Source organism: Blautia sp. AM47-4 (assembly GCF_003479865.1).
Classification (GTDB): Bacteria; Bacillota; Clostridia; order Lachnospirales; family Lachnospiraceae; genus Fusicatenibacter; species Fusicatenibacter saccharivorans.
Genome location: NZ_QUHY01000034.1, coordinates 1 through 23,437, shown reverse-complemented (window position 1 = coordinate 23,437; position 23,437 = coordinate 1). Strand labels below are relative to the sequence as shown.

Here is a 23,437-nt window from a genome sequence, read left to right as displayed (position 1 = left end):
CAACAATAACGGAGAACCGCCCCGAACCGCAGCGGAGACCGTCCGCAGGGAGAACGCCGCTTCGGCGGAAACAATGGAGACCGCCCGAACCGCAGCGGAGACCGTCCGGGAGGAGACCGCAATAACGGCGGAAGAAGCGGAAACGGTGAGAGAAGCGGAAGACCATTCGGTGAGCGTTCCGCACGTCCAAACGGAGGCAGACCGGGAAATAATGGCGGAAGACCGTTCGCAGGAAAGGATGATGATTCCCAGAATCAGAACCGCCGTCCGGGAGGAGACCGCCGCAGAACCGAGCATAAGAGCTCTGCAGGCGATACAATGAGCCTTGGCATCAAGAAGCCAGGCCGTGATACAGGAAGAAAAGAAAAAGACAAAAACAAAGATTCTTTAAGAGAAAATAAATTCAGTGAAGACAGAGGAAGAGGCGGAAACCGTCCGAACCAGGGACATCATCAGCAGTCCAGACTCCCGAAAGCGCTCCAGAAACCGGTCAACAAACCGAAACAGGAAGCACCGAAGGACGAGGTAAAGGAGATTACCCTGCCGGAGAAAATGACCATCCGCGAGCTGGCTGAGAAGATGAAAATGCAGCCGGCAGTCATCGTAAAGAAACTGTTCATGGAAGGAACGATGGTTACCGTAAACCATGAGATCGATTTCGAAAAAGCACAGGAAATCGCGCTTGATTATAACATTATCGCTGAGCCGGAAGAGAAAGTCGATGTGATCGAAGAGCTCTTAAAAGAGGACGAAGAGGATGAAAAAGACATGGTTCCGCGTCCGCCGGTAGTCTGCGTTATGGGACACGTTGACCACGGTAAAACATCTCTTCTGGACTGCATCCGGAACACCCATGTCACCGACCGCGAGGCTGGCGGTATTACCCAGCACATCGGTGCATACACCGTTTCGATCAACAAACAGAAGATTACGTTCCTCGATACCCCGGGACATGAGGCATTCACCGCTATGCGTATGCGTGGAGCCAATGCAACGGATATCGCCATTCTCGTTGTCGCAGCAGACGACGGTGTGATGCCGCAGACCGTTGAGGCAATCAACCATGCAAAAGCAGCCGGCGTTGAGATCATCGTTGCGATCAATAAGATCGATAAACCAGGCGCAAACGTAGAGCGTGTAAAACAGGAGCTCTCCGAGTACGAACTGATTCCGGAGGACTGGGGCGGAAGCACCGTATTCGTTCCGGTATCTGCAAAGAACAACGAAGGTATCGACGATCTGCTTGAGATGATCCTTCTGACTTCCGAAGTGCTCGAGCTGAAAGCAAACCCGAACCGGAAAGCAAGAGGTCTTGTCATCGAGGCTGAGCTGGATAAAGGAAAAGGACCGGTTGCTACCATTCTGGTACAGAAAGGTACCCTGCATGTCGGCGATTACATCGCAGCAGGCGCATGCTCCGGTAAAGTCCGTGCGATGATGGATGATAAGGGACGCCGCGTCAAAGAGGCAGGCCCGTCTACTCCGGTTGAGATCCTCGGACTTTCCGATGTTCCGAACGCAGGAGAGATCCTCGTTCAGACCGATAACGATAAAGAAGCAAAGAACTTCGCAGCAACCTTCGTGGCAGAGAACAAGAAGAACCTGCTTGAGGAGACAAAAGCGAAGATGTCCCTGGATGATCTGTTCAACCAGATTCAGGAGGGTAACTTAAAAGAACTGGCACTCGTTGTCAAAGCCGATGTACAGGGATCTGTCGAGGCAGTAAAACAGAGTCTTGTCAAACTCTCCAACGAGGAAGTTGCCGTACGCGTCATCCACGGCGGTGTCGGTGCGATCAACGAGTCCGACGTTATGCTGGCAACCGCATCTTCCGCCATCATTATCGGATTTAACGTACGCCCGGATGCGAACGCAAAATCCATGGCAGAGCAGAACGGCGTAGACATCCGTCTGTACCGTGTCATCTACCAGGCAATTGAGGATGTTGAGGCAGCCATGAAGGGTATGCTTGAGCCGGTTTACGAAGAGAAAGTTATCGGCCATGCCGAGGTACGTCAGCTCTTCAAGGCATCCGGTGTCGGAACGATCGCCGGAAGCTATGTACTGGACGGAACGTTCCAGAGAGGCTGCAAAGTTCGAATCAGCCGCGAAGGAAACCAGATCTTCGAAGGAAATCTGGCATCCCTCAAACGTTTCAAAGACGATGTCAAAGAAGTGCGCTCCGGCTATGAGTGCGGTCTTGTATTTGAAGGATTCAACGATCTTCAGGAGTTCGATCAGGTCGAGGCCTATATCATGGTAGAAGTGCCGAGATAGAAATGAGGAATTAAGTTGAGAAAAAACAGTATTAAAAACACCAGGATCAACGGGGAAGTACAGAAAGAGCTTTCCAACATCATCCGGAACGAGATCAAGGATCCGCGCATCGGAATGATGACCTCTGTCACAGCGGCAGAGGTAGCGCCGGATCTGAAGACGTGTAAAGTATATATCAGTGTGTTTGGCGATGATGAGGCGAAGAAAGAAACCATCCGCGGCTTAAAGAGCGCGGAGGGCTTCATCCGCCGTATGCTGGCCAAGACCATTAACCTCCGCAATACACCGGAGCTGACCTTTGTCCTGGATGAGTCGATTGAATATGGCGTTACGATGTCGAAACTGATTGATGAAGTAACACACAAAGAAGACAAAAAGGATGAGGAAAATGAAGAAAATTGATGAAATTCTAAACGGAGTCTCCTGCATGGCCATCGCCGGACACGTTCGTCCGGACGGTGACTGCATCGGTTCCTGCCTGGGATTATACCAGTATCTTCGCGACAATCGGCCGGAGATTCAGGCAGATGTCTATCTTGAGGATCCACGGCCGGAATTTTCCTATCTTCCGGGCTTTTCTGAGGTAAAGACAAGCTGTGAAGAGAAAGCGTACGACCTTGTGGTCCTTCTGGATGTATCCAGCGAGGAGCGCATCGGCGTTGCCGCACCGCTTCTTGCAAAAGCGGGAAAGACGATCTGCATCGATCACCATGTGACGAATACAGAATATTGCGAAATCAATCACGTAGAGCCGGATGCAAGCTCTGCCTGCGAGGTGCTGTTCGGGCTTCTGGAGGAAGAAAAGATCTCCGAGCCGTGCGCCGAGGCGCTGTACACCGGTATTGTGACCGATTCCGGCGTATTCCAGTACAGCAGCACCTCTCCGCACACGATGCGGGTTGCGGCCGCTCTGATGGAAAAGGGAGTTCCGTTTACCAGAATCATCGAGGATGCATTCTTCAAGAAAACATACGTACAGAACCAGATTATGGGACGCACGTTGACAGAGAGCATCATGCTTCTCGACAAGCAGTGTATTGTCGGTATCGTGCGGAAGAAGGTCATGGACTTCTATGGCCTGACACCGGGAGATATGGACGGCATTGTCATCCAGTTAAAAAATACAGAAGGCGTTCACGTAGCAATCTTCCTGTATGAGCTGGAGCCGCAGGTCTTCAAAGTAAGCCTCCGCTCCGACGAGCTGGTTGATGTGAGCAAAATCGCAGCCGTATTCGGCGGCGGCGGCCATATCCGTGCGGCTGGCTGCACGATGTCAGGTTCTCCGTATGATGTAATCAACAATCTGACTCTGTATATCGAAAAACAGCTTCTTGCAGAAGAGGAAGAAGAGACGACAGAGGAAGAAGCATAAACAGGAAACAGCCGGGCGCAGAAAATATATCCACGCCCGGTTTTCTTGTGAAAAAGAGGGAGACAAAACAACATGATAAACGGAGTTCTGAACGTATGGAAAGAGGCGGGATTTACGTCGCATGACGTGGTTGCGAAACTGCGCGGCATCCTGCACCAGAAAAAAATCGGCCACACCGGAACCCTAGACCCGGATGCGACGGGCGTGCTTCCGGTCTGCCTTGGAAAGGGAACGCGTCTCTGCGATATGCTGACCGATGAAACGAAGACGTATGAAGCGCTGCTTCACCTTGGAATCGCAACGGATACGCAGGACATGAGCGGAACCGTGACAGCAGAAGCGCCAGTGACCGTGACGGAAGAAGAGGTGCGGGACTGCATCGCCTCGTTTGTCGGGGAGCAGCAGCAGGTGCCGCCGATGTATTCCGCGCTGAAGGTTAATGGAAAGAAACTCTACGAGCTGGCGCGGGAAGGCATCGAGATCGAGCGGAAGGCCCGCACGGTGCACTTTTACGAGATCAGCATTCTGGAAGTGAAGCTTCCGCTGGTGCGCATGGAGGTAACGTGTTCGAAGGGAACGTATATCCGCACCCTGTGCCACGATATCGGCGAAAAACTGGGCTGCCACGGATGTATGGAGCAGCTGATCCGCACGAGAGTCGGCCAGTTTGACCGAAACGGAGCGCACACGCTTGACGAGATCGCAGCGATTGTCGGTGAGGGCCGCCTTTCGGAGATCCTCGTGCCGGTCGATGAAATGTTTGCCGCGCTGCGCAGCTTTGCGACAGCGGACGATCATGCGAAAAAGCTTGCGGAAAACGGAAATCCGCTGAAACCGGCGCAGATCCGCGAAATCGGGGAAACTGCTTCCGGCGAGGACTTCGCAGAAGACGAGGAGTTCCGCCTTTATCTCGATGGCGGAACGTTTGTCGGTATTTATCAATACAGACCATCACAAAACTTAACCAGACCGGTCAAGTTATTTCTGGAGAGAACATGAGATATCTAACAAAAACACTGGATTTTGACAGCAGAGGGGACAGCGTTGTAACCCTGGGAAAATTTGACGGCCTCCACCGGGGGCATATGCTTCTGATCCGTCGCGTCCTTGCAATCGGCAGAACGGAAGGACTGGAAACGGTTGTGTTTACGTTTGACGTGCCGCCGCAGTCGAAAGTGCAGCATGTCAAGCCGCATCAGCTGCTGACGAATGAGGAGAGAAGAGCCCGCCTCGAACAGCTTGGCATGGACTGCCTTGTGGAATGCCCGTTTGTGGATGAAGTGATGCACATGACGCCGGAAGCCTTTATCAAAGAGATTCTGGTGGATAAGCTGCACGCGAAAAAAGTTGTTGTGGGAAAGGATTTCGGTTTTGGCTACAAGAGAAGCGGCACAGCCGAAATGCTGAAAGAAATGGGCCCGTCCCTTGGTTTTGAAACCGAGATCATCGAAAAAGCAGAGGAAAACGGCCGCGAGATCAGCAGCACCTGGGCACGGGAAGAGCTGGAACAGGGCAATATGGAAGCCGTGAGCGGTCTGCTCGGCTACGATTACGCGGTTCACGGCGAGATTGTCCACGGTCATGCACTCGGCAGAACGATCGGCGTGCCGACCATCAATCAGATCCCGCCGGCAGAAAAGCTGCTTCCGCCGTTCGGCGTCTACGTTTCCGAGGTGAAAATCGAAGGAAAAATTTATTACGGTATCACAAACATCGGTGTTAAGCCGACGGTACAGGAAAAATTTACCGGCGTGGAGACGAATCTTTTTGACTGCAGCGAGGATCTCTATGGAAAACAGGCGGAGGTTTCTCTGTTAAAATTCCTGCGCCCGGAGCAGAAATTTGTTTCGATCGACGCGCTGAAAAACCAGCTCGATCATGATGTTGCGGCAGGGAAAGAATATGTAGAAAAAAAGTTCGCTCAGCAGTGAAACACTCGCTGTTTCGCTGCGTAAGAAAGTGATTCAGGTGTGAGCAGCTCTCCTTTTGCGAAGCAAAACTTAAAATGAGAGCTGCGAAAGTTACAGTTCGGAGAACTGTAACTACGTGAAAATTCATCGCGAAAACATCTGATTTTAGTATTTACAATTCGAAAAGCGTATGCTATACTAATCGGGTATGTGGGACAAAAAAGATCCCCGGACCCTGATTCAGAGGCAGGACACTCCGACCACTTCTTAGTCAGCGGTGCAATCAAAATAACAGGAGGAATTTAAAATGATTTCGAAAGAAAAAAAACAGGCAATCATCAAAGAGTATGCAAGAACTGAGGGAGATACAGGATCACCGGAAGTACAGGTAGCTGTTCTTACCGCAAGAATCGAGGAGCTCACTGAGCATCTGAAAGTTCACCACAAAGATCATCACTCCAGAAGAGGTCTTCTGAAAATGGTTGGTCAGAGACGTGGTCTGCTTGACTACTTAAAGAAAACTGATATTGAAAGATACCGTGCTTTAATCGAGAAGTTAGGAATCAGAAAATAATCAGCTTGGAACAACGGGCGGGATACATTTTCCGCCCGTTTCTTTGCTTGTAAGATCAAAGACGCAAACGACATGGAGCCATTCTGAGCTGCATTGCATCCGTAAGAAGCTGCCAGTGGCAGGTTCTGGAGGTGCAGGAATTTTATCCGAGACCACTGAAAAACACATTGAAAGCTGCATCTTGTCCGTATTCCGGTGTGCTTTTCAGTTGTTTCGGAAATTCTGCTCAGAAGAAAAAAAGGAGATTATTTATGTACAAGAGTTTTTCTATGGAACTGGCAGGCAGAACCCTGACCGTAGACGTAGGCCGTGTAGCAAAACAGGCAAACGGCGCAGCATTTATGCATTATGGCGATACTGTAGTTCTTTCTACAGCAACCGCATCTGAGAAACCGCGTGACGGCATCGACTTCTTCCCATTAAGCGTTGAGTACGAAGAGAAGATGTACGCCGTTGGAAAAATCCCGGGCGGATTCAACAAAAGAGAAGGAAAAGCAAGCGAGCACGCAATTCTGACCAGCCGTGTCATTGACCGTCCGATGCGTCCGCTGTTCCCAAAAGATTACCGCAACGATGTTACCTTAAACAACATGGTAATGTCTGTTGATCCGGATTGCGATCCGGAAGTAGTTGCAATGCTGGGTTCCGCAATCGCAACCTGCATTTCCGACATCCCGTTTGACGGCCCGTGTGCCATGACCCAGATTGGCATGATCGACGGCGAGTTCATCGTAAACCCGACTCTCGCACAGAAAGCCGTATCCGACCTGAAACTGACCGTAGCTTCCACCAGAGAGAAAGTCATCATGATCGAAGCCGGAGCAAAAGAGATTCCGGAAGCAAAAATGATCGACGCCATCTACAAAGCACACGAAGTAAACCAGGAAATCATCAAATTCATCGACAGCATCGTAGCAGAGGTTGGAAAACCGAAACACGCTTATGAGAGCTGCGCGATTCCGGAAGAGCTGTTTGCAGCGATCAAAGAGATCGTTCCTCCGGCAGAGATGGAAGAGGCTGTTTTCAGCGATGACAAACAGACAAGAGAAGAAAACATCCGCGTGATCACTGAAAAACTCGAGGAAGCATTTGCTGACAACGAAGAGTGGCTGGCTGTATTAGGCGAGGCTGTTTACCAGTATCAGAAAAAGACCGTTCGTAAGATGATCTTAAAAGACCACAAACGTCCGGACGGCCGTGCGATCACAGAAATCCGTCCTCTGGCAGCAGAGGTTGACATTATCCCGCGTGTTCATGGTTCCGCTATGTTCACCCGTGGACAGACTCAGATCTGCAATGTAACGACTCTGGCTCCGCTTTCCGAAGCACAGAAACTGGACGGACTGGATGAGTTCGAGACCTCCAAACGTTACATGCATCAGTACAACTTCCCGTCCTACTCTGTAGGTGAGACAAAACCGTCCCGCGGACCGGGACGCCGTGAGATCGGCCATGGTGCTCTGGCAGAACGTGCCCTGGTTCCGGTACTTCCGACCGAGGAAGAGTTCCCGTACGCAATTCGTACCGTATCCGAGACCTTCGAGTCCAACGGTTCTACTTCCCAGGCAAGTATCTGTGCATCCACCATGTCTCTGATGGCTGCCGGTGTACCGATCAAAAAACCGGTTGCAGGTATCTCCTGCGGTCTGGTAACAGGCGAGACCGATGATGATTATCTGGTACTAACCGATATCCAGGGTCTCGAAGACTTCTTCGGCGACATGGACTTTAAGGTAGCTGGTACCCACGACGGAATCACTGCAATCCAGATGGATATCAAGATCCATGGACTGACCCGTCAGATCGTAGAAGAGGCGATTGCCAGAACGAAACAGGCAAGAGAGTACATCCTGACCGAGGTTATGGAGAAAGCGATCGCAGAGCCGCGTAAGACGGTCGGCGAGTTCGCTCCGAAGATCATCCAGATGATGATCGACCCGCAGAAGATCGGTGAAGTTGTCGGCCAGAGAGGAAAGACCATCAACGCCATCATCGATGAGACCGGCGTAAAGATCGACATCACAGATGACGGTGCAGTTTCCATCTGCGGAACCGAGCAGGCTATGATGGATCAGGCAAAGAAATATATCGAGATCATCGCAAGCGACTTTACCGAGGGACAGATCCTGACCGGAAAAGTTGTCAGCATCAAAGACTTCGGTGCTTTCCTTGAGTTCGCACCTGGAAAAGAAGGTCTGGTACACATCTCCAAGCTCGCCAAACAGCGTGTTGAGAAAGTAGAAGACGTTGTCAGCCTTGGCGATGTTGTAAAAGTAGTCTGCATGGGCAAAGATAAGATGGGCCGTGTAAGCTTCAGTATCAAGGATGTTCCGGCGGACGCGAAATAAATAGATCTGCCAGACGATAAAGAGCGGGGAACACAGAAAAAGGGATCTGCAAAACGGTTCGTTTTTCTGTGTTTTCTTATGTCCAATAGGAGTGAAAGCTATGAGATACCATAATATAACGAAAGACGATATGCTGAACGGAGACGGCCTGCGCGTCGTGCTCTGGGTCGCCGGATGCGGTCATCACTGCAAGGGATGTCAGAATCCGATTACCTGGGATCCAAATGGCGGCATCCCGTTTGATGACGCGGCAAAGGCAGAAATTTTTGAACAGCTGGACAAGGACTACATTTCCGGCATCACCTTCTCCGGGGGAGATCCGCTGTACGCGGCAAACAGAGAAGATGCGACGGCATTGGCAAAGGAAATTAAGGAGAGATACCCGGACAAGGATATCTGGATTTACACAGGCTATGAGTGGGAATCGGTCTGTGATCTGGAGATTATGGACTACGCGGATGTGGTTGTAGACGGACGGTTCATTCTTTCCCAGAGGGATGTCACCCTGGAATGGAAGGGAAGTCCGAACCAGAGAGTGATTGATGTGAAAAAGACGAAGGAATGCGGCAAGATCGTACTGTTCGGAGAAAAGTAGTCACGCAAAAAGAAAAGGAGACGCTTTATGGAAACCATTAAAATTCAGTATTTAAACGATGAAATCGAGCGCCTGCGCTATATTGACGGGAAGTCCGACTGGATCGACCTGCGCGCGGCAGAAGAAGTAGAGTTAAAGGCCGGAGAATTCAAGCTGATCCACCTCGGCGTTGCCATGCAGCTGCCGGAGGGCTACGAGGCGCATATTGTGCCGAGAAGCAGCACCTTCAAGAACTTCGGTATTATCCAGACGAACCACTGCGGTATCATCGACGAGAGCTACTGCGGACCGAACGACTGGTTCTACATGCCGGCGTATGCCCTGCGTGACACCGTGATTCATGTGAATGACCGCATCTGCCAGTTCCGCATCGAGAAACACCAGCCGACCATCGGCTTTGAAGAAGTTGACCACTTAAACGGCGAGGACCGCGGCGGAATCGGAAGTACCGGAAAAAGATAACAACAGACGAAATAAAAAGAGCCTCCGGGTGTCAGAAAATCTGACATTTCCGGGGGCTTTTTGTTGCGGGCACACCAAACATGTACATGGTATATCAAACACGATCCGGATCCGGCGAATCTGGTTTATGTTTTGAATGCTATTGTTTCATCTGTACCGTATTGTTTGTGATTTTGAATTTTTTGAAACTGTTGATAAAACTTGAAATCCTGCTATACCCATACTGCTTCACATCGAAGCCCGGGAAACGGTTCCGCAGGGCATCGTGAATAATGCTGAGGTTGTCGATATGGCCTCCGTTGGAGCAGATCAGATCCGTGATACATTTTTCGATCTGCTGGCGCGATACGGTGTTCTGGCGTTCCTTTACGAGGTAATTATGACCGGTTTTCAGCACTTCGATATCGTTCATGCTTTCTAGAAACGTGGAAAGTTTGGAATAACCGTAATTTCGAACGTCAAACTCTGAGAATTTCTTCTGCAGGATACTGCCGATCTCACTAAGTGTCGTATTTTTTCCGTGATCATTGTTCTCTGTCAGTACACGGGAAACCGTCCGCTCGATTTCTGCCTTGCTTGTAATGGAAGGGGTTTCGTCCTGAGAAGTGCCGTAGCGCGCCGGATTTTCCGAGACAGCGGTAATCGCAGGGGAGATATCGTCCTCGTTCTGGGAAATGATTTCGAGAATTTTAAAGGCATCGCACGCAACGCGGAAGGAAGAAGGGGTTTTCTGCTCGCCCATGCCGAGCACAAACATGCCGGATTCACGCAGACGCTGCGCCAGCTTGGTAAAATCAGAGTCCGAAGAAACCAGGCAGAAGCCCTCCACATTTCCGGAGTAGAGGATATCCATGGCATCGATGATCATCGCGGAGTCAGTTGAATTTTTTCCGTTCGTATTGCTGTACTGCTGGATCGGATTGATCGAGTAGCGCAAAAGCTGCTCTTTCCAGCTCTTTTTCGAGATATCGGTCCAGTCCCCGTAGATCCGTTTGTACGTGGCAACACCCTGGTCGGAAACCTCGTCCAGGATATATTTGATGTATTTCGGGGAAACATTGTCCGCATCGATCAATACGGCAAACCGGCTGTCTTTCTGTTCCATAGATTCTGTCCTTTCTGCGGCTTGAATAGTTACGAAAATAGATATCTCTAGTTTAGTACATTTCGGCCTACAAATCAACCGGGAGTTTAACCGAATCAAGTAAGTCCCCTGCTTCCATTGCGAATATCCGCTTGACAATGACAAAAAAACTTGTCAAAACTATTGACAAATAAAGTTGTCAATAGTAGAGTAGTAGATGACAAGAAAAGTTGTCAAATAGAGAGCTCATCTAAAAACAAAGTGAAAGGGGATACTGCGATGCCGCTGTACAATCAGTTAAAAGAGTACCGTTCGAAGCTTGGCATCAACCAAACCGACCTTGGAAAAATGGCGGGAGTATCGAGACAGACCATCAGCCTGATCGAGCGGGGAGACTATTCACCGTCGGTGACACTGGCATTAAAACTTGCAAAAATCTGTGAAGTAAAAGTAGAAGATATTTTTCAATATGAGGAGGATGAACCATGAAAGAAAAACAGGGGAACAAACCAAATCCTACGGAAAGTTGATGAAACGGATGCTGATTTATCTGGGAATCGGCGGAGTCTGCGGTTTTTTTGTCGGAATTTTTATGACGTTCGGAGTGAAAAATGGCATGAGTGATCTGAGCGATCTGGTCCGCCCGCTGGCACTGCCGATCATTGCGGTAATTTTCGTTGTAAGCATTGTCCTGATGGAATTTTACAGCCGGAAATTAAAGGATACGATGAAGCATCTCGAAGAAGCAGAGGATGAACAGTACGAAGTCTTAAGCTATGAAGAAGAGAAATACGGCGCGATGCTGATGAGCTGCAATGTGATTTCGCAGGTCTGCGATATCATCGTGCTGACATTTACCTTTTCCCGTTCCTGGCTGGAAGAAGCATCGGGAAAAGAGCTCGCCGGATTCCTGGCAACCTGTGCTATGTTTTGTATCAACTTCTTTCTCTATGGCTATTATCAGATGCGTTATGTAAAAATGGTTCAGGCAGCTCACCCGGAGAAGAGAGGCGATATGAACTCAAAAAACTTCCAGAAAGACTGGATGGCAAGTTGCGATGAGGCAGAAAAAGAGATGGTATATCAGAGTGCCTATAAGGCCTATATGGCGCTGGGCAAGATGATTCAGATCCTGCTGTGTGCGACGATGATCCTGCATCTGGTGTTCCATACCGGTATTCTCGCAGTCATTGTCGTGGGCGTCATTTATCTGACGATGACACTCACATATCATCGTTCCTGTGTAAGTCTGCAGAAAGCAAAACTGAATCTGTAATCCTGTAAATACAAAAAACTGCGTGGAATGCATTTCAGAATCGTGCATTCCGCGCAGTTTTGCGTTTGGTATGAAAAAATGTCAGCTGATCGGAGCCGTGGGTGTCTTTGTCCCGTACTTTTTGTCGATATCCTTCATGACAAACAGATACGAAACACCGGTAAAGACAGCTGCCGTCACCCAGGCTGCCGGGTCACAGAAGCAGGCGAGCGGGTAGCTGATGACTTTCATGGCAATCACAGCTACAATAAGGCGCGCAAAGAGTTCAGAAACACCGCCCATCATAGGCAGAAAGCCGTAGCCGCAACCCTGCATTGCATTTCGGAAAATAAAGATGGTACAGAGCGGTACATAAAAAAGAGCACACATATAGGAATAAGTCTTTGCCCATGGCATCATGGCGGCCATATCGACATCACCCGAGAAGAAGAGGGAAAGACATGGCTTCAGAAGAAGGAAGACGAGAACAGCGGCTGCGATCGAATATGTGATGGAAGTCAGAAGTGCAGCGCGAACTCCCTTTTTAATCCGTGGAATATCGCCCTTTCCGAAATTTTGCCCGCTGTAGGTTGCCATCGTCTGTCCCATTGCGGAAAAGCCCTGTGTGACCAGATTCTGCAGCTTACAGGCCGCCGTAAAAGCGGCAACCGCCTCCGAGCCGAACAGGTTAATGGCAGCCTGCATAATCATTGTACCGGATGCGGTGATGGCAAACTGGAGTGCCATCGGAATGCCCATCGAGAGCTGATGGCGGGAATCTGCCGCATGAAGCTTCCAGTGGTGTTTTTCCGGCCACATATCCGGCATGGAGCGATAAATATAAAAAAGACAGAGCACAGCAGAAATTCCCTGGGAGAAAACGGTTGCATATCCGGCTCCCGCAACGCCCATTTTAAAACGAATGATGAGAAGCAGATCCAGAAGAACATTTAATACAGCCGAAAAAATCAGGAACATCAGCGGAGTCTGGCTGTTTCCTACTGCACGCAGATAGGAGGAAAGCAGATTGTAAAAAATCGTAGCGATCAGGCCACCGCAGATAATCATAATATAGGAATAGGCGTCCTGAAAAATATTTTCCGGTGTGTTCATGAGATGCAGCAGCGGCCGCATGGAGATCATGCTGAAGAACGTCAGGACAACCGTGAAAAGGAGAGCCAGTAGAATGCCGTTTGCCACACTTCGCTTTACTCCGCGCGTATCCTTTGCACCGAACCGCTGCGACGTCAGAACCGTAAAGCCTGCTGTGATGCCCTGCGCAAATCCAAGCACCAGGAACATAATCGTTCCCGTAGAACCAACTGCAGCCAGTGCATCCGCTCCGACATATCGGCCAACGATAATCGTGTCTGCCATGTTGTAGAGCTGCTGGAAAATGTTTCCGATAATCAGCGGCAGCGTAAACTGCAGAATGACTGGAAGCGGACTTCCCTTTGTCATGTCTTTTTCCATGAGAAAACCTCCTCGAAATGATGGTAAAATAAGTTTTATCTTCGCTTAAAACGAAAGTTATTTTATCACATTCTGAAGAGGTTGTCATACCCTTATTTTGACATTTTTTCTGCGAAATTTGACGAAGGGAAAAGTGAACGACTTGAATAGACAGTTATAAAAATTTTTCATATGCAGACTTTATTTTTTCCGCCATTTGCTGCAGCCTTTGCGCGCGTAGACCGAAAATACGAACTGCAAAATCACCGCAGGAACGTATAGTTGCGCCGCCGTCAATTTCCGGATCGGAGGCAAGAAATTCCCGGATTTCATCCAGAAGGGTATCTGCGTGCTCTGATCGTGAGAGAAAGAGATTTACGTCTCGAGTCCCTGCGAGTGTGAATACGCACCGATTGGAAATAAAGCATCGTTGATCTGAAGAAGATAAAAATTAAGTTCGGACATAAAAAGTCTCCTGAAAATCATAAGATACGGAATGAGCCTGCCCGCGAAAAGAGGTCGGCCCATTCTTCCGAAGGTACGGACAAAAACCGCATCAGTGATGATGGTTGTGGATGGATGCGGAAATCCGCTGGTCAAAATCGAGCTTTTTCACCTCTTTTTCTTCACCGGGCTCAAAACGGACCGAAGTTCCGGAGGGAAGAATCACCGGACTTATCGGAAAAAACGGAGCAGGAAAGAGCACGGCGATCCGCCTGATGCTCGGCCTTGTAAAAGCGGAGAGCGGAACGATCGAACTCTTTGGAAAACCGATCACAGAGATCACACTGCAGGACCTGCAGAAAATCGGTGTATCGCTGGCAGAGTCGGGCTTCAACGGGCAGTTTACGATCGCGGAGCTGCTTGGCACCATCACGGGAAACGTTCCTGGACAGGCGGGAATTTTTGCGGTAAGCATCGCAGTTGTGCTGATTTCGTATGGGATCAGTGTAAGATTTATGGAGAAACGGGAGATTTAGAGAAATTCAAAGACGCCGGATTTCATGTTTGTATGTGAAATCCGGCGTTTTTGACGTGAGGAAAAACAATACGGAAACTTGAAAAAACTGCCGTGATATGGTATTCTCATAGAGTCGTTGACTCGAAAATAATAGAAGAAACAAGAGGAAAAACATGAAGAAATTATTTGCACAGATTGTGAAATTCGGTATCGTCGGCGTTATCAGCTTCGGCATCGACTACGTGACCGGTCTTATTGTCCTGAATCTTGTGATGGCGCTGACTTCCAGCTCTTACTTTGAAGCGGCATCCCTCATCGGTTCCGTTGCCGGATTTACCGTATCGGTCATTGCAAATTACATTTTAAGCTTCAAATTTGTCTTTGAGCGGAAAGAAGAAATGAACAAAAAAGTCGAGTTCATCACCTTTGTCGTCCTTTCCCTGATCGGCATGCTGCTCAACAGTTTCCTGATCTGGATCGTCGTAGGCCCGATCTACGGCGGTAATGTTGCACTGCAGCAGAACATAGGCCATAACCTGATCTACACAATCGCGAAAGTATTCGCGACGGCGATTGTTATGGTATACAATTTTGTGACCAGAAAAATATTTCTGGAGAAAAAGTAATTTTGAAAAGAGTTTGAAAAAGGCAGCGCAGAAAAACGCTGCCTTTTTTGAAAAAAGAAAGGCTGGTGCGTAAAAAATGGAACATTCGATCTTACAGACAGTATTGTGGAGTTACCTGATTTGTATTAATATCATTACCATAGCAGTCTATGGAATCGACAAACGAAGTGCGGTGCGGGGAAAATGGAGAATCCGCGTTTCCACCTTGCTTGGACTTGCGGCAGCCGGCGGCTCGGTGGGAGCCTTGCTGGGCATGCACCTGTTTCATCACAAGACAAGAAAAAAGAAATTCACGATTGGAGTCCCGCTGATGCTGGCGGCGCAGATCCTTCTTCTTTTCTTTCTGGCAAAAGCAGGTCTGCTGTTTTTTGCATAGAGAGCAGCAGAATTTGAAAGAGGGTTAAAAAAATGAGAGAAGAACAAACGAAGGCGACAACAGAACGCCTGATTTTTCACGTAGATGTCAACAGCGCCTTTTTATCCTGGGAGTCGGTGCGGCGGATCAAAGAGGGACTGCCGGATCTGCGGGACATTCCTGCCTGTATCGGCGGCGATCCGACGAAGCGGACAGGAATCGTTGTGGCAAAGTCGATCCCGGCGAAAAAATGCGGTGTCCAGACCGGTGAACCTGTGGCAATGGCACTGCGGAAATGTCCGAACATGGTCATTGTCCCGAGTGATTTCGACCTCTACGTCAGGTGTTCCCGTGCCTTCAAGAAAATCTGCGCCGCCTACACCCCGGTCATGGAATCCTTTTCGATCGATGAGGTATTCCTCGATATGACGGGAACTTCCCTTCTGTATCCGGACCCGATTGCGGCGGCGCACGAAATCAAGGACCGGATTTACGAGGAGCTTGGATTTACCGTCAATATTGGAATCTCCACAAATAAACTCCTGGCCAAAATGGCATCTGATTTCGAAAAACCAAACAAAGTACACACTCTGTTCCCAGAAGAAATCCCCGAAAAAATGTGGCCGCTTCCGGTACGCGAGCTGTTGTTCCTCGGAAAAGCATCCGAAAAGAAACTGATCGAGGCCGGAATCCGCACAATCGGAGACTTGGCGCATGCGCGCGAAGCGGATATCCAGACGCTGATCGGCAAGAAAAACGGCCATCAGCTCTACCAGTACGCCCGCGGCATCGATGATTCCCCTGTAAAAGCGCAGCCCGATGAGGCCAAAGGCTTCAGCGCCGAGACGACCTTCAACGAGGACATCATCTCCATCGAACAGGTGAATCCGATCCTTCTCGCCCAGTGCGACATCGTAGCCGCCCGCATGCGTCGGAAAAAGAAAAAATGCACCTCCGTTTCCGTAACGTTTCGCACTCTCGAGTTTCGAAACCGTTCACACCAGACCAAACTCCCCAATGCGACAGATGTGACAGATGAAATCTACCGCTGCGCCAAACAGCTCTTCCGCGAATCCTGGAAAGGCGAGCCCCTCCGCCTGATCGGCGTCGCCGTGACCGGTCTTACCGAAGACGATTTCGAACAGCTCTCCCTCTTCGAAGATCCCGAAAAGAAGGAGAAAAGCCGTAAACTCGATGCCGCCCTCGACGCGATCCGCCAGAAATACGGCAACGACAAAGTCACCCGCGCGAGCATCCTGAACGGCACACAGGGGATTGCGAGAAAAGCGAAGGCAGAGATGAAAAATGATGCGGAAAGCTGCGAGCTGAGAAATCAGCATAGTTGATTTCCCCTGGTGAGTGGAAGAAATTCTGCGAACCTTGGAAAGCTGATAATCATCTGTGCGAGGTATCTATCCCCAACCGGGAGATTGCTGCAGGAAGGGGTTACGGAAGTCATCAAACTTGGAATCGCCTTTTCTGGAAAAAATGTAAAAATTTGGACGGTATAAAAACAGGAGAAGACAAAACAGGGGGAAGCAAAATGAAAAAATTAACAACGGTAAAGATATGGCAGTTCGCAGCAGGCCAGTTTGGATGGGCGCTGCTGTCTGGTATCATATCGAACTGGCTGGTGTACTTTTATCAGCCGGATGAAACCGCAATCAGCCAGGGACAGACGGTATTCATACCGCAGGGTCTGGTGATTTTCGGGGTTTTTACCATCATTGGAGGGATCACAGCCTTCGGAAGAATTTTTGATGCATTCACTGATCCGATGATTGCGTCCTGGTCAGATCGGTGCACTTCAAAAAACGGACGGCGGATCCCGTTCTTAAAAGGCGCGTCCCTGCCGCTGGCACTTTCCACCGTGCTGGTGTTCTGGTCACCGGTGAATGAAAACAGCTGGATCAATGCGGCATTCTTGTTTGGTATGATTCTGGCATATTACCTTTCGATCACGGCATACTGTACTCCGTACAATGCCTGATTCCGGAACTGGGCCATACACAGCAGGAACGCCTGAATATATCCACCATCATTTCTTTCACCTTTATTGCAGGAACCGCTGTGGCCTATCTGGCACCGGCGATCTGGGGTACGCTGATTCCTTCCTTCGGAAGAGTAAATGCAATCAGGATCACTTTCACAGCCATGGCAGCGGCAGCATTCGTATGCATGCTTGTGCCGGTATTCTGCATCCGGGAAAAAGATTACGTAGATACCGTTCCCTCGAAGGATTCGGCTTTTCGTTCCCTTACAGCAACCTTTCGGAATGGAGAATTCCGGAAATTTGTAGGATCTGATATCTTTTACTGGATCGCCCTCACCATGTTCCAGACGGGCCTTCCGTTTTTCGTTACCAGTCTGCTGAAACTCCCGGAGACAATGACAACACTGTATTTTGTGGGAATGACCGCACTGTCGCTTGTCTTTTACGTTCCGGTCAACAAGCTGACACCGAAACTGGGCAAGAAAAAGATGATTCTGTTTGCATTTGCTGTTTTCAGCCTTGCATATTTTTACACAGGTTTTATGGGAAACATCCCATTCATCCCGGAAACCGTACAGGGTCTGATTCTGACAGTCGTGGCAGCACTTCCCATGGCGATTTTCGGTATTCTGCCGCAGGCAGTTGTCGCGGATATCGCACAGAGCGATGCAGTTACCTCAGGAAGCAGCCGAGAGGGAATGTTCTACGCAGCCCGGACCTTCGCTTTCAAGCTGGGCCAGAGCCTTTCCATGCTGATTTTTACCGCAGTCTCCACCATCGGAGCGGGAACTGGAACCGGCTACCGGATTGCCGCATTCGGTGCAGCTGTATTCTGCGGCGCAGGCGGACTGATACTGATGTTTTACGATGAGAAAAAGATTAACTGCGTGATCAACGGAAAAGCATAGGTCAGTACTCAGCACGGCGGCCTTTTTTATGTGTAGAAGCTATTCGGCATAAAGGAGAAAGGATCACAGGTGATACAGACCAGATGCTGCGGCAGCTGCAGTTTCACATTATCTCGAAATCAGCTCCTCCGCATGCTTTAACGCATCCGAAATATTCGAACAGAAATTTTCTTCCCCGACAAGATCCACAAAGCCGGATTTTTTCATCACCTTCATCGGCTGCTCATTCACATGAGAGAAGACGAGGGTGATCCCTTTCGATTCGCAGAGCTTCGTCAGATTCTGTAGTGCATTCATGGCTGTACTGTCGATCGCCGGTACGCTCCGCATCCGGAGAACGAGACATTTTGTGAAATCCTTTACCACGATGTGCTCAATCGCATCCGCCGCGCCAAAGAAGAGCGGTCCTGTGATCTCGTATACACGGACTTCCAGCGGCAGCTTCTGCAGATGTTCATCCACCGCCGGGGAATCATCGTCCACATAGACCCAGCTGTCGGCGTGCGTCCGCCGTTTTTGATATTTGCCGCCGTTCTGGCAATCACTCCCGTAGCCGGAATACCGCCGAAAAGCGCAGAAGCAATATTTCCGGCACCCTGTGCAATCAGCTCTGTATCCGAACGATGCTTGCTGTTGATCATGCCGTCCGCAACAACACAGGAGAGAAGCGACTCAATCGCCGCAAGCACCGCGATCGTAAACGCATTTGGAATCGCCGACTGAATCAGTTTCATGTCAAAAACCGGCAGATGAAGCGCCGGAAGCAAGAACCTTTCAAGTATAGCATAAGAGACGGGAAGCAGGAAACCTTAAAAGGAATTGTTTACCTTTCTATACAATCATGTTATGCATGACATTGCACACAGCCGGCAGAAAAATCCGAATGGAAAATTTTTCTGTCACTTTTTTGATTTTTTCAGTGACTTTCCTCTATGATCTATGGTACACTAATCCAAGCGCGTTAAAAACGAGAATAGAATATCAAATGGAGGAAATCTCAAAATATGAGCAAAAAGAAAGGCGAAGGCCTGAAATCATTCAACAGGGGATTTAACGTGCCGGATACCTACATTATCATCTTTTTTGTGGTGGTTATCGCGGCCGTCATGACCTTCCTCGTCCCGAAAGGCTATTACGAGACGGAGGATGTCACGTACCTGATGAACGGGGTAGAAAAGACCCGTACCGTCATCAAAGACGGAAGCTTCCAGTATCTGACCGATGCTGCCGGAAAACCGGTCACAGAAGGCGTTGCACTGTTCAGCGGCGACGGCGGAACCGGATTTTTCAATTACATGTATAACGGAATTATCAGCAGCTCCGCTATCGAAATCATCGCATTTCTGATGGTAGTCGGCGGTGCTTTCGGCATCATGATCCGCACCGGAGCCGTTGAAGCCGGTCTGATCGGCCTGATCCGTAAAGCAAAAGGAGCCGAAAAACTGCTGATCCCGGTCCTTTTCGTCCTGTTTTCCCTCGGCGGAGCCGTGTTCGGAATGGGAGAAGAGGCCCTTCCGTTCACCATGATCCTCTGCCCGCTGTTCGTCGCTGTCGGATACGACACGGTCATTGCCGTGCTTGTCACGTACGTCGCAACACAGATCGGCTTCGGATCCTCCTGGATGAACCCGTTCTCTGTCGGAATCGCACAGGGAATCGCCGGCGTTGACGTCTTCTCCGGCGCAGGTTTCCGTATGGTGATGTGGGTGGTGTTCACCGCTCTTGGCTGCGGCATGACCATGTTCTATGCAGCAAAAGTAAAAAAGACCCCGGAAATCTCCGTTGCTTACGAAAGTGACCAGTATTTCCGTGATCAGAACGAAAAAACAGGCATCGACGAGGGCCATTCCTTCGGCATCGGCCATATCCTAGTTCTGGTGACACTGGCTGTTACCGTTGTCTGGGTTATCTGGGGCGTTATGGCAAAAGGTTATTACATGGCCGAAATCGCAACCCAGTTCTTCATCATGGGAATTGTGGCAGGTGTGATCGGTGTCATTTTCCATCTGAATGACATGAAAGTGAACGACATTGCCGTTTCCTTCAAAGACGGCGCAAAAGACCTGATCGGCGCAGCACTCGTTGTTGCGATGGCACAGGGCATCATGCAGGTGCTCGGCGGTTCCGATCCGACCACACCGACCGTTATCAACACCATTATGTACGGCATCTCACAGGCACTGGCCGGTCTTTCCGGTGCAGCCGCAGCCGTGCTGATGTACGTGTTCCAGTCGGTCTTCAACTTTTTCGTCGTGTCCGGCTCCGGCCAGGCGGCGATCACCATGCCGATCATGGCACCGCTCGCGGACCTTCTCGGCGTATCCCGCCAGACATCCGTCCTTGCGTTCCAGCTCGGTGATGCTTTCACAAACCTGATCGTCCCGACCTCCGGCTGCCTGATCGGCTCCCTGGCGATTGCAAAAATCGAGTGGTCGAACTGGATCAAATTCATGTGGAAATTCTTAGGGATACTGATGATTGGAGCAGTCATTACGATTCTGATTGCGGTTGCCATTGGATTTTAAGAGGAGTGAGAGAAAATGATATTATTTCAGAACATAGACGTCTATGCGCCGGAATACCTCGGAAGAAAAGACGTTCTTACTGTGTATGATAAAATTGTCAAGATCGCAGATGCCGGCACGATAACGGCAGACGGCCTGCTCTTTGGCGCGGAGACCGTAGACGGAACCGGACTTGTCCTGACACCTGGCTTTGTCGACTGCCATGTTCACGTGCTCGGCGGAGGCGGTGAGGGCGGCTTTGCCAACCGCACCCCGGAGGCAACAATGGAAGGCCTGAACAAATTCGGCGTGACAACCGTTGTCGGCTGCCTCGGAACTGACGGCATTGGCCGTGACATGTGCGCGCTCGTGGCAAAAACAAAAGGTCTCCGGGAGCAGGGCATGTCCGCCTGGTGCTACACCGGCAGCTACCAGGTTCCGGTGCGCACACTGACGGATGGAATTACAAAAGATATCATGATGATCGAAGAAATCATCGGAACCGGCGAAATCGCCATCTCGGACCACCGATCCTCACAGCCGACCTTCGAAGAATTCGCCCGACTGGCAGCAGACACGCGCCTCGGCGGCGTTCTTTCCGGGAAAGCGGGAGTGATCAATGTCCACCTTGGCAACGGTGCAAGATGTATGGAGCTGATCGAACGCGTCATCAGCGAAACCGAAATCCCGGCCAGCCAGTTCCTGCCGACCCATGTCAACCGGAACGAGAAGCTGTTCCAGAAGGCAATTGAATACGCCGTAAAGGGCGGCGCAGTCGATTTCACCGGAAATGAAGAGATTGATTACTGGGAAACCGTCTGCGATGAAGTACGCGTGTGCAAAGGAATCCGCCGCATGCTGGATGCAGGCGTCAACCCGAAACACATCACCATCTCATCCGACGGCCAGGGCAGTCTGCCGATCTTTAATGAGAAGGGAGAATTCCTGCGGATGGGCATGGGCCAGTCGAGCTGTTTGCTGAAAGAAGTAAAAGAATGCGTGGAGAAAGCGGGAATTCCGCTGGAAACCGCAATTTCAACGATTACGGCAAACCCGGCAGAGATCCTGTCACTGAAAGGAAAAGGGAAGATCCGGGAAGGATATGATGCGGATCTTTGCGTACTGGATCAGGGACTGGAGATTCAGGAAGTCGTTGCACGGGGGAAGACGGTGTATCGGAAATAGCATATTGGTAATATTGGGAAAAGGTCACAGCTTTGCGGAGCTGCGGCCTTTTTTTGATGGGAATGCCTGCGGAAAGAATGTTTTACAATAGTATTTTGTAAGAAGGTACGATATAATGAACATATATCTTGCGACAGGGAAGGAGAAACTGCAGTGTCGGAAATAAAACTTTTTGAGGTCGGAACGGTTGTGAAAGAGCGCACCTCTTCCACGGTAGTATTGGAGAAACAACTGCAAACAACGATAGAGCAGAACATGGAGACATTTTTCGGCGTTCGTTTTCTGAAAAGTGAATATATGATCACATCCGGAAGAATGGACAGCATCGGAATTGACGAAAACAACAGTCCGGTGATTTTTGAATATAAGAGAAGCACCAGTGAAAATGTAATCAATCAGGGATTATTCTATTTGGACTGGCTTCTGGATCACAAAGCGGATTTTAAACTGCTTGTGATAGAAAAATTTGGAATGGAAGTCGCCAACCAGATCGACTGGTCCGTGCCTTGCGTTATCTGCATTGCAAATGATTTCACACGGTATGATGTACATGCAGTGAATCAGATGCAGAGGAATATCAAGTTGGTGAAATATCGGAAATATGGGGAAGATCTGTTGCTGTTTGAACATCTGAACACACCGGTGGCAAAGCCAGTAACGGAAACATCAACCATTTCAACAACAAGTAGTACATACACACAGAAAACACATTTAGAGAAGCTGTCATCAGCAAGCAGCCATTTCAAAACATTATATACGGCGCTTTGTGACTACATCGAATCGCTAGGAGACGATCTTGTTCCAAACCAATTGAAGCTGTATTTGGCCTATAAGAAAGTGCAGAACATTTTCTGCATTGAAATTTATAACAAACAGATCCTGCTCCGAATGAAACTCGACCCGGACACTGTTGAACTGGAAGAAGGATTCACAAGAGATACCCGCGGGATTGGACATTACGGAACGGGGGAGCTGGAAGTGTCAATCAAGACGGCAGAAGACTTTCAGAAGGCAAAGAAGCTGATTGATCGGGCGTATCAGGAGACGTTATAAAGCATGGTAAAAACTGGAAAATGATGAAAAAATTTGAATTGTAAAGTCAAATACGTTACAATTTAAAGTTAGAACAGAGAGGATGAAACGGTGAAAGAAGAAATAATACAAAACATAAATCAAGGGTTGGAAGCAGCCTATATCAATGGAAATCTTGCTTCAAATCTGGAATATAAACCGAGTTTTATATCAAACAATCCAGAAGAGGGTAAAAAAGTTATTTCTTCTATTGAAGAAGAGCTACTTCGCTGTGAACAATTCCAGATTAGTGTGGCATTTATCACAATGGGAGGAATTACGCCCCTCCTGCAGACGTTAAAAGAACTCGAGCGAAAGAGAATCCCGGGGCAAATTCTTACAACGAACTACTTAGATTTTAGTGAGCCAAGAGCGTTGGCAAAACTGAATGAATTGAATGAAAAGTCTAATCCCCCAGCTATGCTGGGGAGAATAGAGTAGTCGGAAGTGGTGAGGATAACAAAATAAAGCCTCCTGTGATAGAATGAGAATGGTGTCGCAAGCC

General features: G+C 49.3%; 21 protein-coding genes and 3 pseudogenes. 21 read left to right on the top strand and 3 right to left on the bottom strand.

The window, feature by feature from the left end; translation table 11 throughout:
• The 10 genes from DW965_RS20165 to DW965_RS16300 all read left to right on the top strand — a co-directional run.
• The coding region (locus DW965_RS20165; RefSeq protein WP_243036663.1) for a hypothetical protein at positions 1 to 322 on the top strand (322 nt) is incomplete at its 5' end.
• Positions 319 to 2,277 (top strand): translation initiation factor IF-2, encoded by a 1,959-nt coding sequence (gene infB, locus DW965_RS16340; RefSeq protein ID WP_305764539.1) that lies wholly within the window; start codon positions 319 to 321, stop codon positions 2,275 to 2,277. The genes DW965_RS20165 and infB, both read left to right, overlap by 4 nt.
• A gap of 15 nt (positions 2,278 to 2,292) precedes the next feature.
• Positions 2,293 to 2,679, top strand: coding sequence for a 30S ribosome-binding factor RbfA (gene rbfA / locus DW965_RS16335; RefSeq protein ID WP_022462931.1), 387 nt, complete (start codon positions 2,293 to 2,295; stop codon positions 2,677 to 2,679).
• Positions 2,666 to 3,649 carry a DHH family phosphoesterase gene (locus DW965_RS16330; RefSeq protein WP_022462932.1) on the top strand — a complete coding sequence of 328 codons (984 nt, stop codon included), beginning with the start codon at positions 2,666 to 2,668 and terminating at the stop codon, positions 3,647 to 3,649. The genes rbfA and DW965_RS16330 overlap by 14 nt, the downstream gene beginning before the upstream one ends.
• 72 nt (positions 3,650 to 3,721) lie before the next feature.
• Complete coding sequence (truB, locus tag DW965_RS16325; RefSeq protein WP_022462933.1) at positions 3,722 to 4,648, top strand: tRNA pseudouridine(55) synthase TruB; 927 nt, start codon at positions 3,722 to 3,724, stop codon at positions 4,646 to 4,648.
• Positions 4,645 to 5,580, top strand: a complete 936-nt coding sequence (locus DW965_RS16320) for a bifunctional riboflavin kinase/FAD synthetase (RefSeq protein ID WP_022462934.1) — start codon at positions 4,645 to 4,647, stop codon at positions 5,578 to 5,580. The genes truB and DW965_RS16320 overlap by 4 nt, the downstream gene beginning before the upstream one ends.
• A 286-nt stretch (positions 5,581 to 5,866) precedes the next feature.
• Positions 5,867 to 6,133 (top strand): 30S ribosomal protein S15, encoded by a 267-nt coding sequence (gene rpsO, locus DW965_RS16315; RefSeq protein WP_022462935.1) that lies wholly within the window; start codon positions 5,867 to 5,869, stop codon positions 6,131 to 6,133.
• Between the two features lie 251 nt (positions 6,134 to 6,384).
• Positions 6,385 to 8,481 carry a polyribonucleotide nucleotidyltransferase gene (locus DW965_RS16310; protein ID WP_118719153.1) on the top strand — a complete coding sequence of 699 codons (2,097 nt, stop codon included), beginning with the start codon at positions 6,385 to 6,387 and terminating at the stop codon, positions 8,479 to 8,481.
• Between the two features lie 100 nt (positions 8,482 to 8,581).
• Complete coding sequence (gene nrdG / locus DW965_RS16305; RefSeq protein ID WP_119198614.1) at positions 8,582 to 9,076, top strand: anaerobic ribonucleoside-triphosphate reductase activating protein; 495 nt, start codon at positions 8,582 to 8,584, stop codon at positions 9,074 to 9,076.
• Positions 9,077 to 9,103: 27 nt separating this feature from the next.
• Positions 9,104 to 9,538 (top strand): dUTP diphosphatase, encoded by a 435-nt coding sequence (locus tag DW965_RS16300; protein ID WP_022462938.1) that lies wholly within the window; start codon positions 9,104 to 9,106, stop codon positions 9,536 to 9,538.
• 139 nt (positions 9,539 to 9,677) lie between these two features.
• Here the strand turns inward: DW965_RS16300 and DW965_RS16295 are convergent, their stop codons facing one another.
• Positions 9,678 to 10,643, bottom strand: coding sequence for an NYN domain-containing protein (locus DW965_RS16295; RefSeq protein WP_117814396.1), 966 nt, complete (start codon positions 10,641 to 10,643; stop codon positions 9,678 to 9,680).
• A 258-nt stretch (positions 10,644 to 10,901) separates the two neighbouring features.
• On the opposite strand from DW965_RS16295, the gene DW965_RS16290 reads away from it, so the two are divergent.
• Together DW965_RS16290 and DW965_RS16285 are read left to right on the top strand one after the other, a co-directional pair.
• Positions 10,902 to 11,111 (top strand): helix-turn-helix transcriptional regulator, encoded by a 210-nt coding sequence (locus tag DW965_RS16290; protein WP_055228608.1) that lies wholly within the window; start codon positions 10,902 to 10,904, stop codon positions 11,109 to 11,111.
• Positions 11,101 to 11,898, top strand: a complete 798-nt coding sequence (locus DW965_RS16285; protein WP_158582885.1) for a DUF3169 family protein — start codon at positions 11,101 to 11,103, stop codon at positions 11,896 to 11,898. Before DW965_RS16290 ends, DW965_RS16285 begins: the two co-directional genes overlap by 11 nt.
• Positions 11,899 to 11,979: 81 nt before the next feature.
• Here the strand turns inward: DW965_RS16285 and DW965_RS16280 are convergent, their stop codons facing one another.
• Complete coding sequence (locus DW965_RS16280; protein ID WP_119198612.1) at positions 11,980 to 13,350, bottom strand: MATE family efflux transporter; 1,371 nt, start codon at positions 13,348 to 13,350, stop codon at positions 11,980 to 11,982.
• A gap of 554 nt (positions 13,351 to 13,904) precedes the next feature.
• Between DW965_RS16280 and DW965_RS16265 the strand changes: the two genes are divergently transcribed.
• The 5 genes and pseudogenes from DW965_RS16265 to DW965_RS16245 all read left to right on the top strand — a co-directional run bounded on the left by DW965_RS16265 (position 13,905) and on the right by DW965_RS16245 (position 18,172).
• A complete protein-coding gene (locus tag DW965_RS16265) occupies positions 13,905 to 14,309 on the top strand; it encodes an ATP-binding cassette domain-containing protein (protein ID WP_117760897.1) in 405 nt (134 codons plus the stop codon).
• Between the two features lie 154 nt (positions 14,310 to 14,463).
• Positions 14,464 to 14,916 (top strand): GtrA family protein, encoded by a 453-nt coding sequence (locus DW965_RS16260; RefSeq protein ID WP_117509180.1) that lies wholly within the window; start codon positions 14,464 to 14,466, stop codon positions 14,914 to 14,916.
• 76 nt (positions 14,917 to 14,992) lie between these two features.
• Entirely contained in the window at positions 14,993 to 15,292 is a 300-nt protein-coding gene (locus tag DW965_RS16255; protein WP_055228600.1) for a DUF1294 domain-containing protein, read from the top strand.
• A gap of 32 nt (positions 15,293 to 15,324) precedes the next feature.
• Positions 15,325 to 16,617, top strand: a complete 1,293-nt coding sequence (locus DW965_RS16250; protein WP_117760899.1) for a DNA polymerase Y family protein — start codon at positions 15,325 to 15,327, stop codon at positions 16,615 to 16,617.
• A gap of 197 nt (positions 16,618 to 16,814) precedes the next feature.
• Positions 16,815 to 18,172 (top strand): annotated as a pseudogene (locus DW965_RS16245) (MFS transporter).
• A gap of 108 nt (positions 18,173 to 18,280) precedes the next feature.
• Here the strand turns inward: DW965_RS16245 and DW965_RS22685 are convergent.
• Positions 18,281 to 18,936 (bottom strand): annotated as a pseudogene (locus DW965_RS22685) (SulP family inorganic anion transporter); the annotation flags it as partial.
• 240 nt (positions 18,937 to 19,176) lie between these two features.
• Here DW965_RS22685 and yfcC point away from each other — a divergent pair.
• From yfcC to DW965_RS16220, 4 genes and pseudogenes are all read left to right on the top strand, one after another.
• Positions 19,177 to 20,697: a putative basic amino acid antiporter YfcC gene (gene yfcC, locus DW965_RS16235; protein ID WP_022462924.1), complete on the top strand. Its 1,521-nt coding sequence runs from the start codon at positions 19,177 to 19,179 to the stop codon at positions 20,695 to 20,697.
• 15 nt (positions 20,698 to 20,712) lie between these two features.
• The gene (gene iadA, locus DW965_RS16230; RefSeq protein ID WP_119198611.1) at positions 20,713 to 21,861 is read left to right on the top strand and encodes a beta-aspartyl-peptidase; all 1,149 of its coding nucleotides are present in this window, start codon (positions 20,713 to 20,715) and stop codon (positions 21,859 to 21,861) included.
• 153 nt (positions 21,862 to 22,014) lie between these two features.
• On the top strand, positions 22,015 to 22,914 hold the full coding sequence (locus DW965_RS16225) for an endonuclease NucS domain-containing protein (protein WP_119198610.1): 900 nt from the start codon (positions 22,015 to 22,017) through the stop codon (positions 22,912 to 22,914).
• Between the two features lie 90 nt (positions 22,915 to 23,004).
• Positions 23,005 to 23,319, top strand: a pseudogene (locus tag DW965_RS16220) (hypothetical protein); the annotation flags it as partial.
• Between the last annotated feature and the right edge of the window lie 118 nt (positions 23,320 to 23,437).

Bases quoted from the DNA above. Each gene is read 5' to 3' on its own strand.
- DW965_RS16255 (WP_055228600.1), top strand. From the start codon at position 14,993: ATGGAACATTCGATCTTACAGACAGTATTGTGGAGTTACCTGATTTGT.
- DW965_RS16295 (WP_117814396.1), bottom strand. From the start codon at position 10,643: ATGGAACAGAAAGACAGCCGGTTTGCCGTATTGATCGATGCGGACAAT.
- DW965_RS16320 (WP_022462934.1), top strand. From the start codon at position 4,645: ATGAGATATCTAACAAAAACACTGGATTTTGACAGCAGAGGGGACAGC.
- yfcC (WP_022462924.1), top strand. From the start codon at position 19,177: ATGAGCAAAAAGAAAGGCGAAGGCCTGAAATCATTCAACAGGGGATTT.
- DW965_RS16280 (WP_119198612.1), bottom strand. From the start codon at position 13,350: ATGGAAAAAGACATGACAAAGGGAAGTCCGCTTCCAGTCATTCTGCAG.
- DW965_RS16285 (WP_158582885.1), top strand. From the start codon at position 11,101: ATGAACCATGAAAGAAAAACAGGGGAACAAACCAAATCCTACGGAAAG.
- DW965_RS16290 (WP_055228608.1), top strand. From the start codon at position 10,902: ATGCCGCTGTACAATCAGTTAAAAGAGTACCGTTCGAAGCTTGGCATC.
- rpsO (WP_022462935.1), top strand. From the start codon at position 5,867: ATGATTTCGAAAGAAAAAAAACAGGCAATCATCAAAGAGTATGCAAGA.
- iadA (WP_119198611.1), top strand. From the start codon at position 20,713: ATGATATTATTTCAGAACATAGACGTCTATGCGCCGGAATACCTCGGA.
- nrdG (WP_119198614.1), top strand. From the start codon at position 8,582: ATGAGATACCATAATATAACGAAAGACGATATGCTGAACGGAGACGGC.
- DW965_RS16310 (WP_118719153.1), top strand. From the start codon at position 6,385: ATGTACAAGAGTTTTTCTATGGAACTGGCAGGCAGAACCCTGACCGTA.
- infB (WP_305764539.1), top strand. From the start codon at position 319: ATGAGCCTTGGCATCAAGAAGCCAGGCCGTGATACAGGAAGAAAAGAA.
- DW965_RS16330 (WP_022462932.1), top strand. From the start codon at position 2,666: ATGAAGAAAATTGATGAAATTCTAAACGGAGTCTCCTGCATGGCCATC.
- DW965_RS16300 (WP_022462938.1), top strand. From the start codon at position 9,104: ATGGAAACCATTAAAATTCAGTATTTAAACGATGAAATCGAGCGCCTG.
- DW965_RS16265 (WP_117760897.1), top strand. From the start codon at position 13,905: ATGGATGCGGAAATCCGCTGGTCAAAATCGAGCTTTTTCACCTCTTTT.
- DW965_RS16260 (WP_117509180.1), top strand. From the start codon at position 14,464: ATGAAGAAATTATTTGCACAGATTGTGAAATTCGGTATCGTCGGCGTT.
- truB (WP_022462933.1), top strand. From the start codon at position 3,722: ATGATAAACGGAGTTCTGAACGTATGGAAAGAGGCGGGATTTACGTCG.
- DW965_RS16250 (WP_117760899.1), top strand. From the start codon at position 15,325: ATGAGAGAAGAACAAACGAAGGCGACAACAGAACGCCTGATTTTTCAC.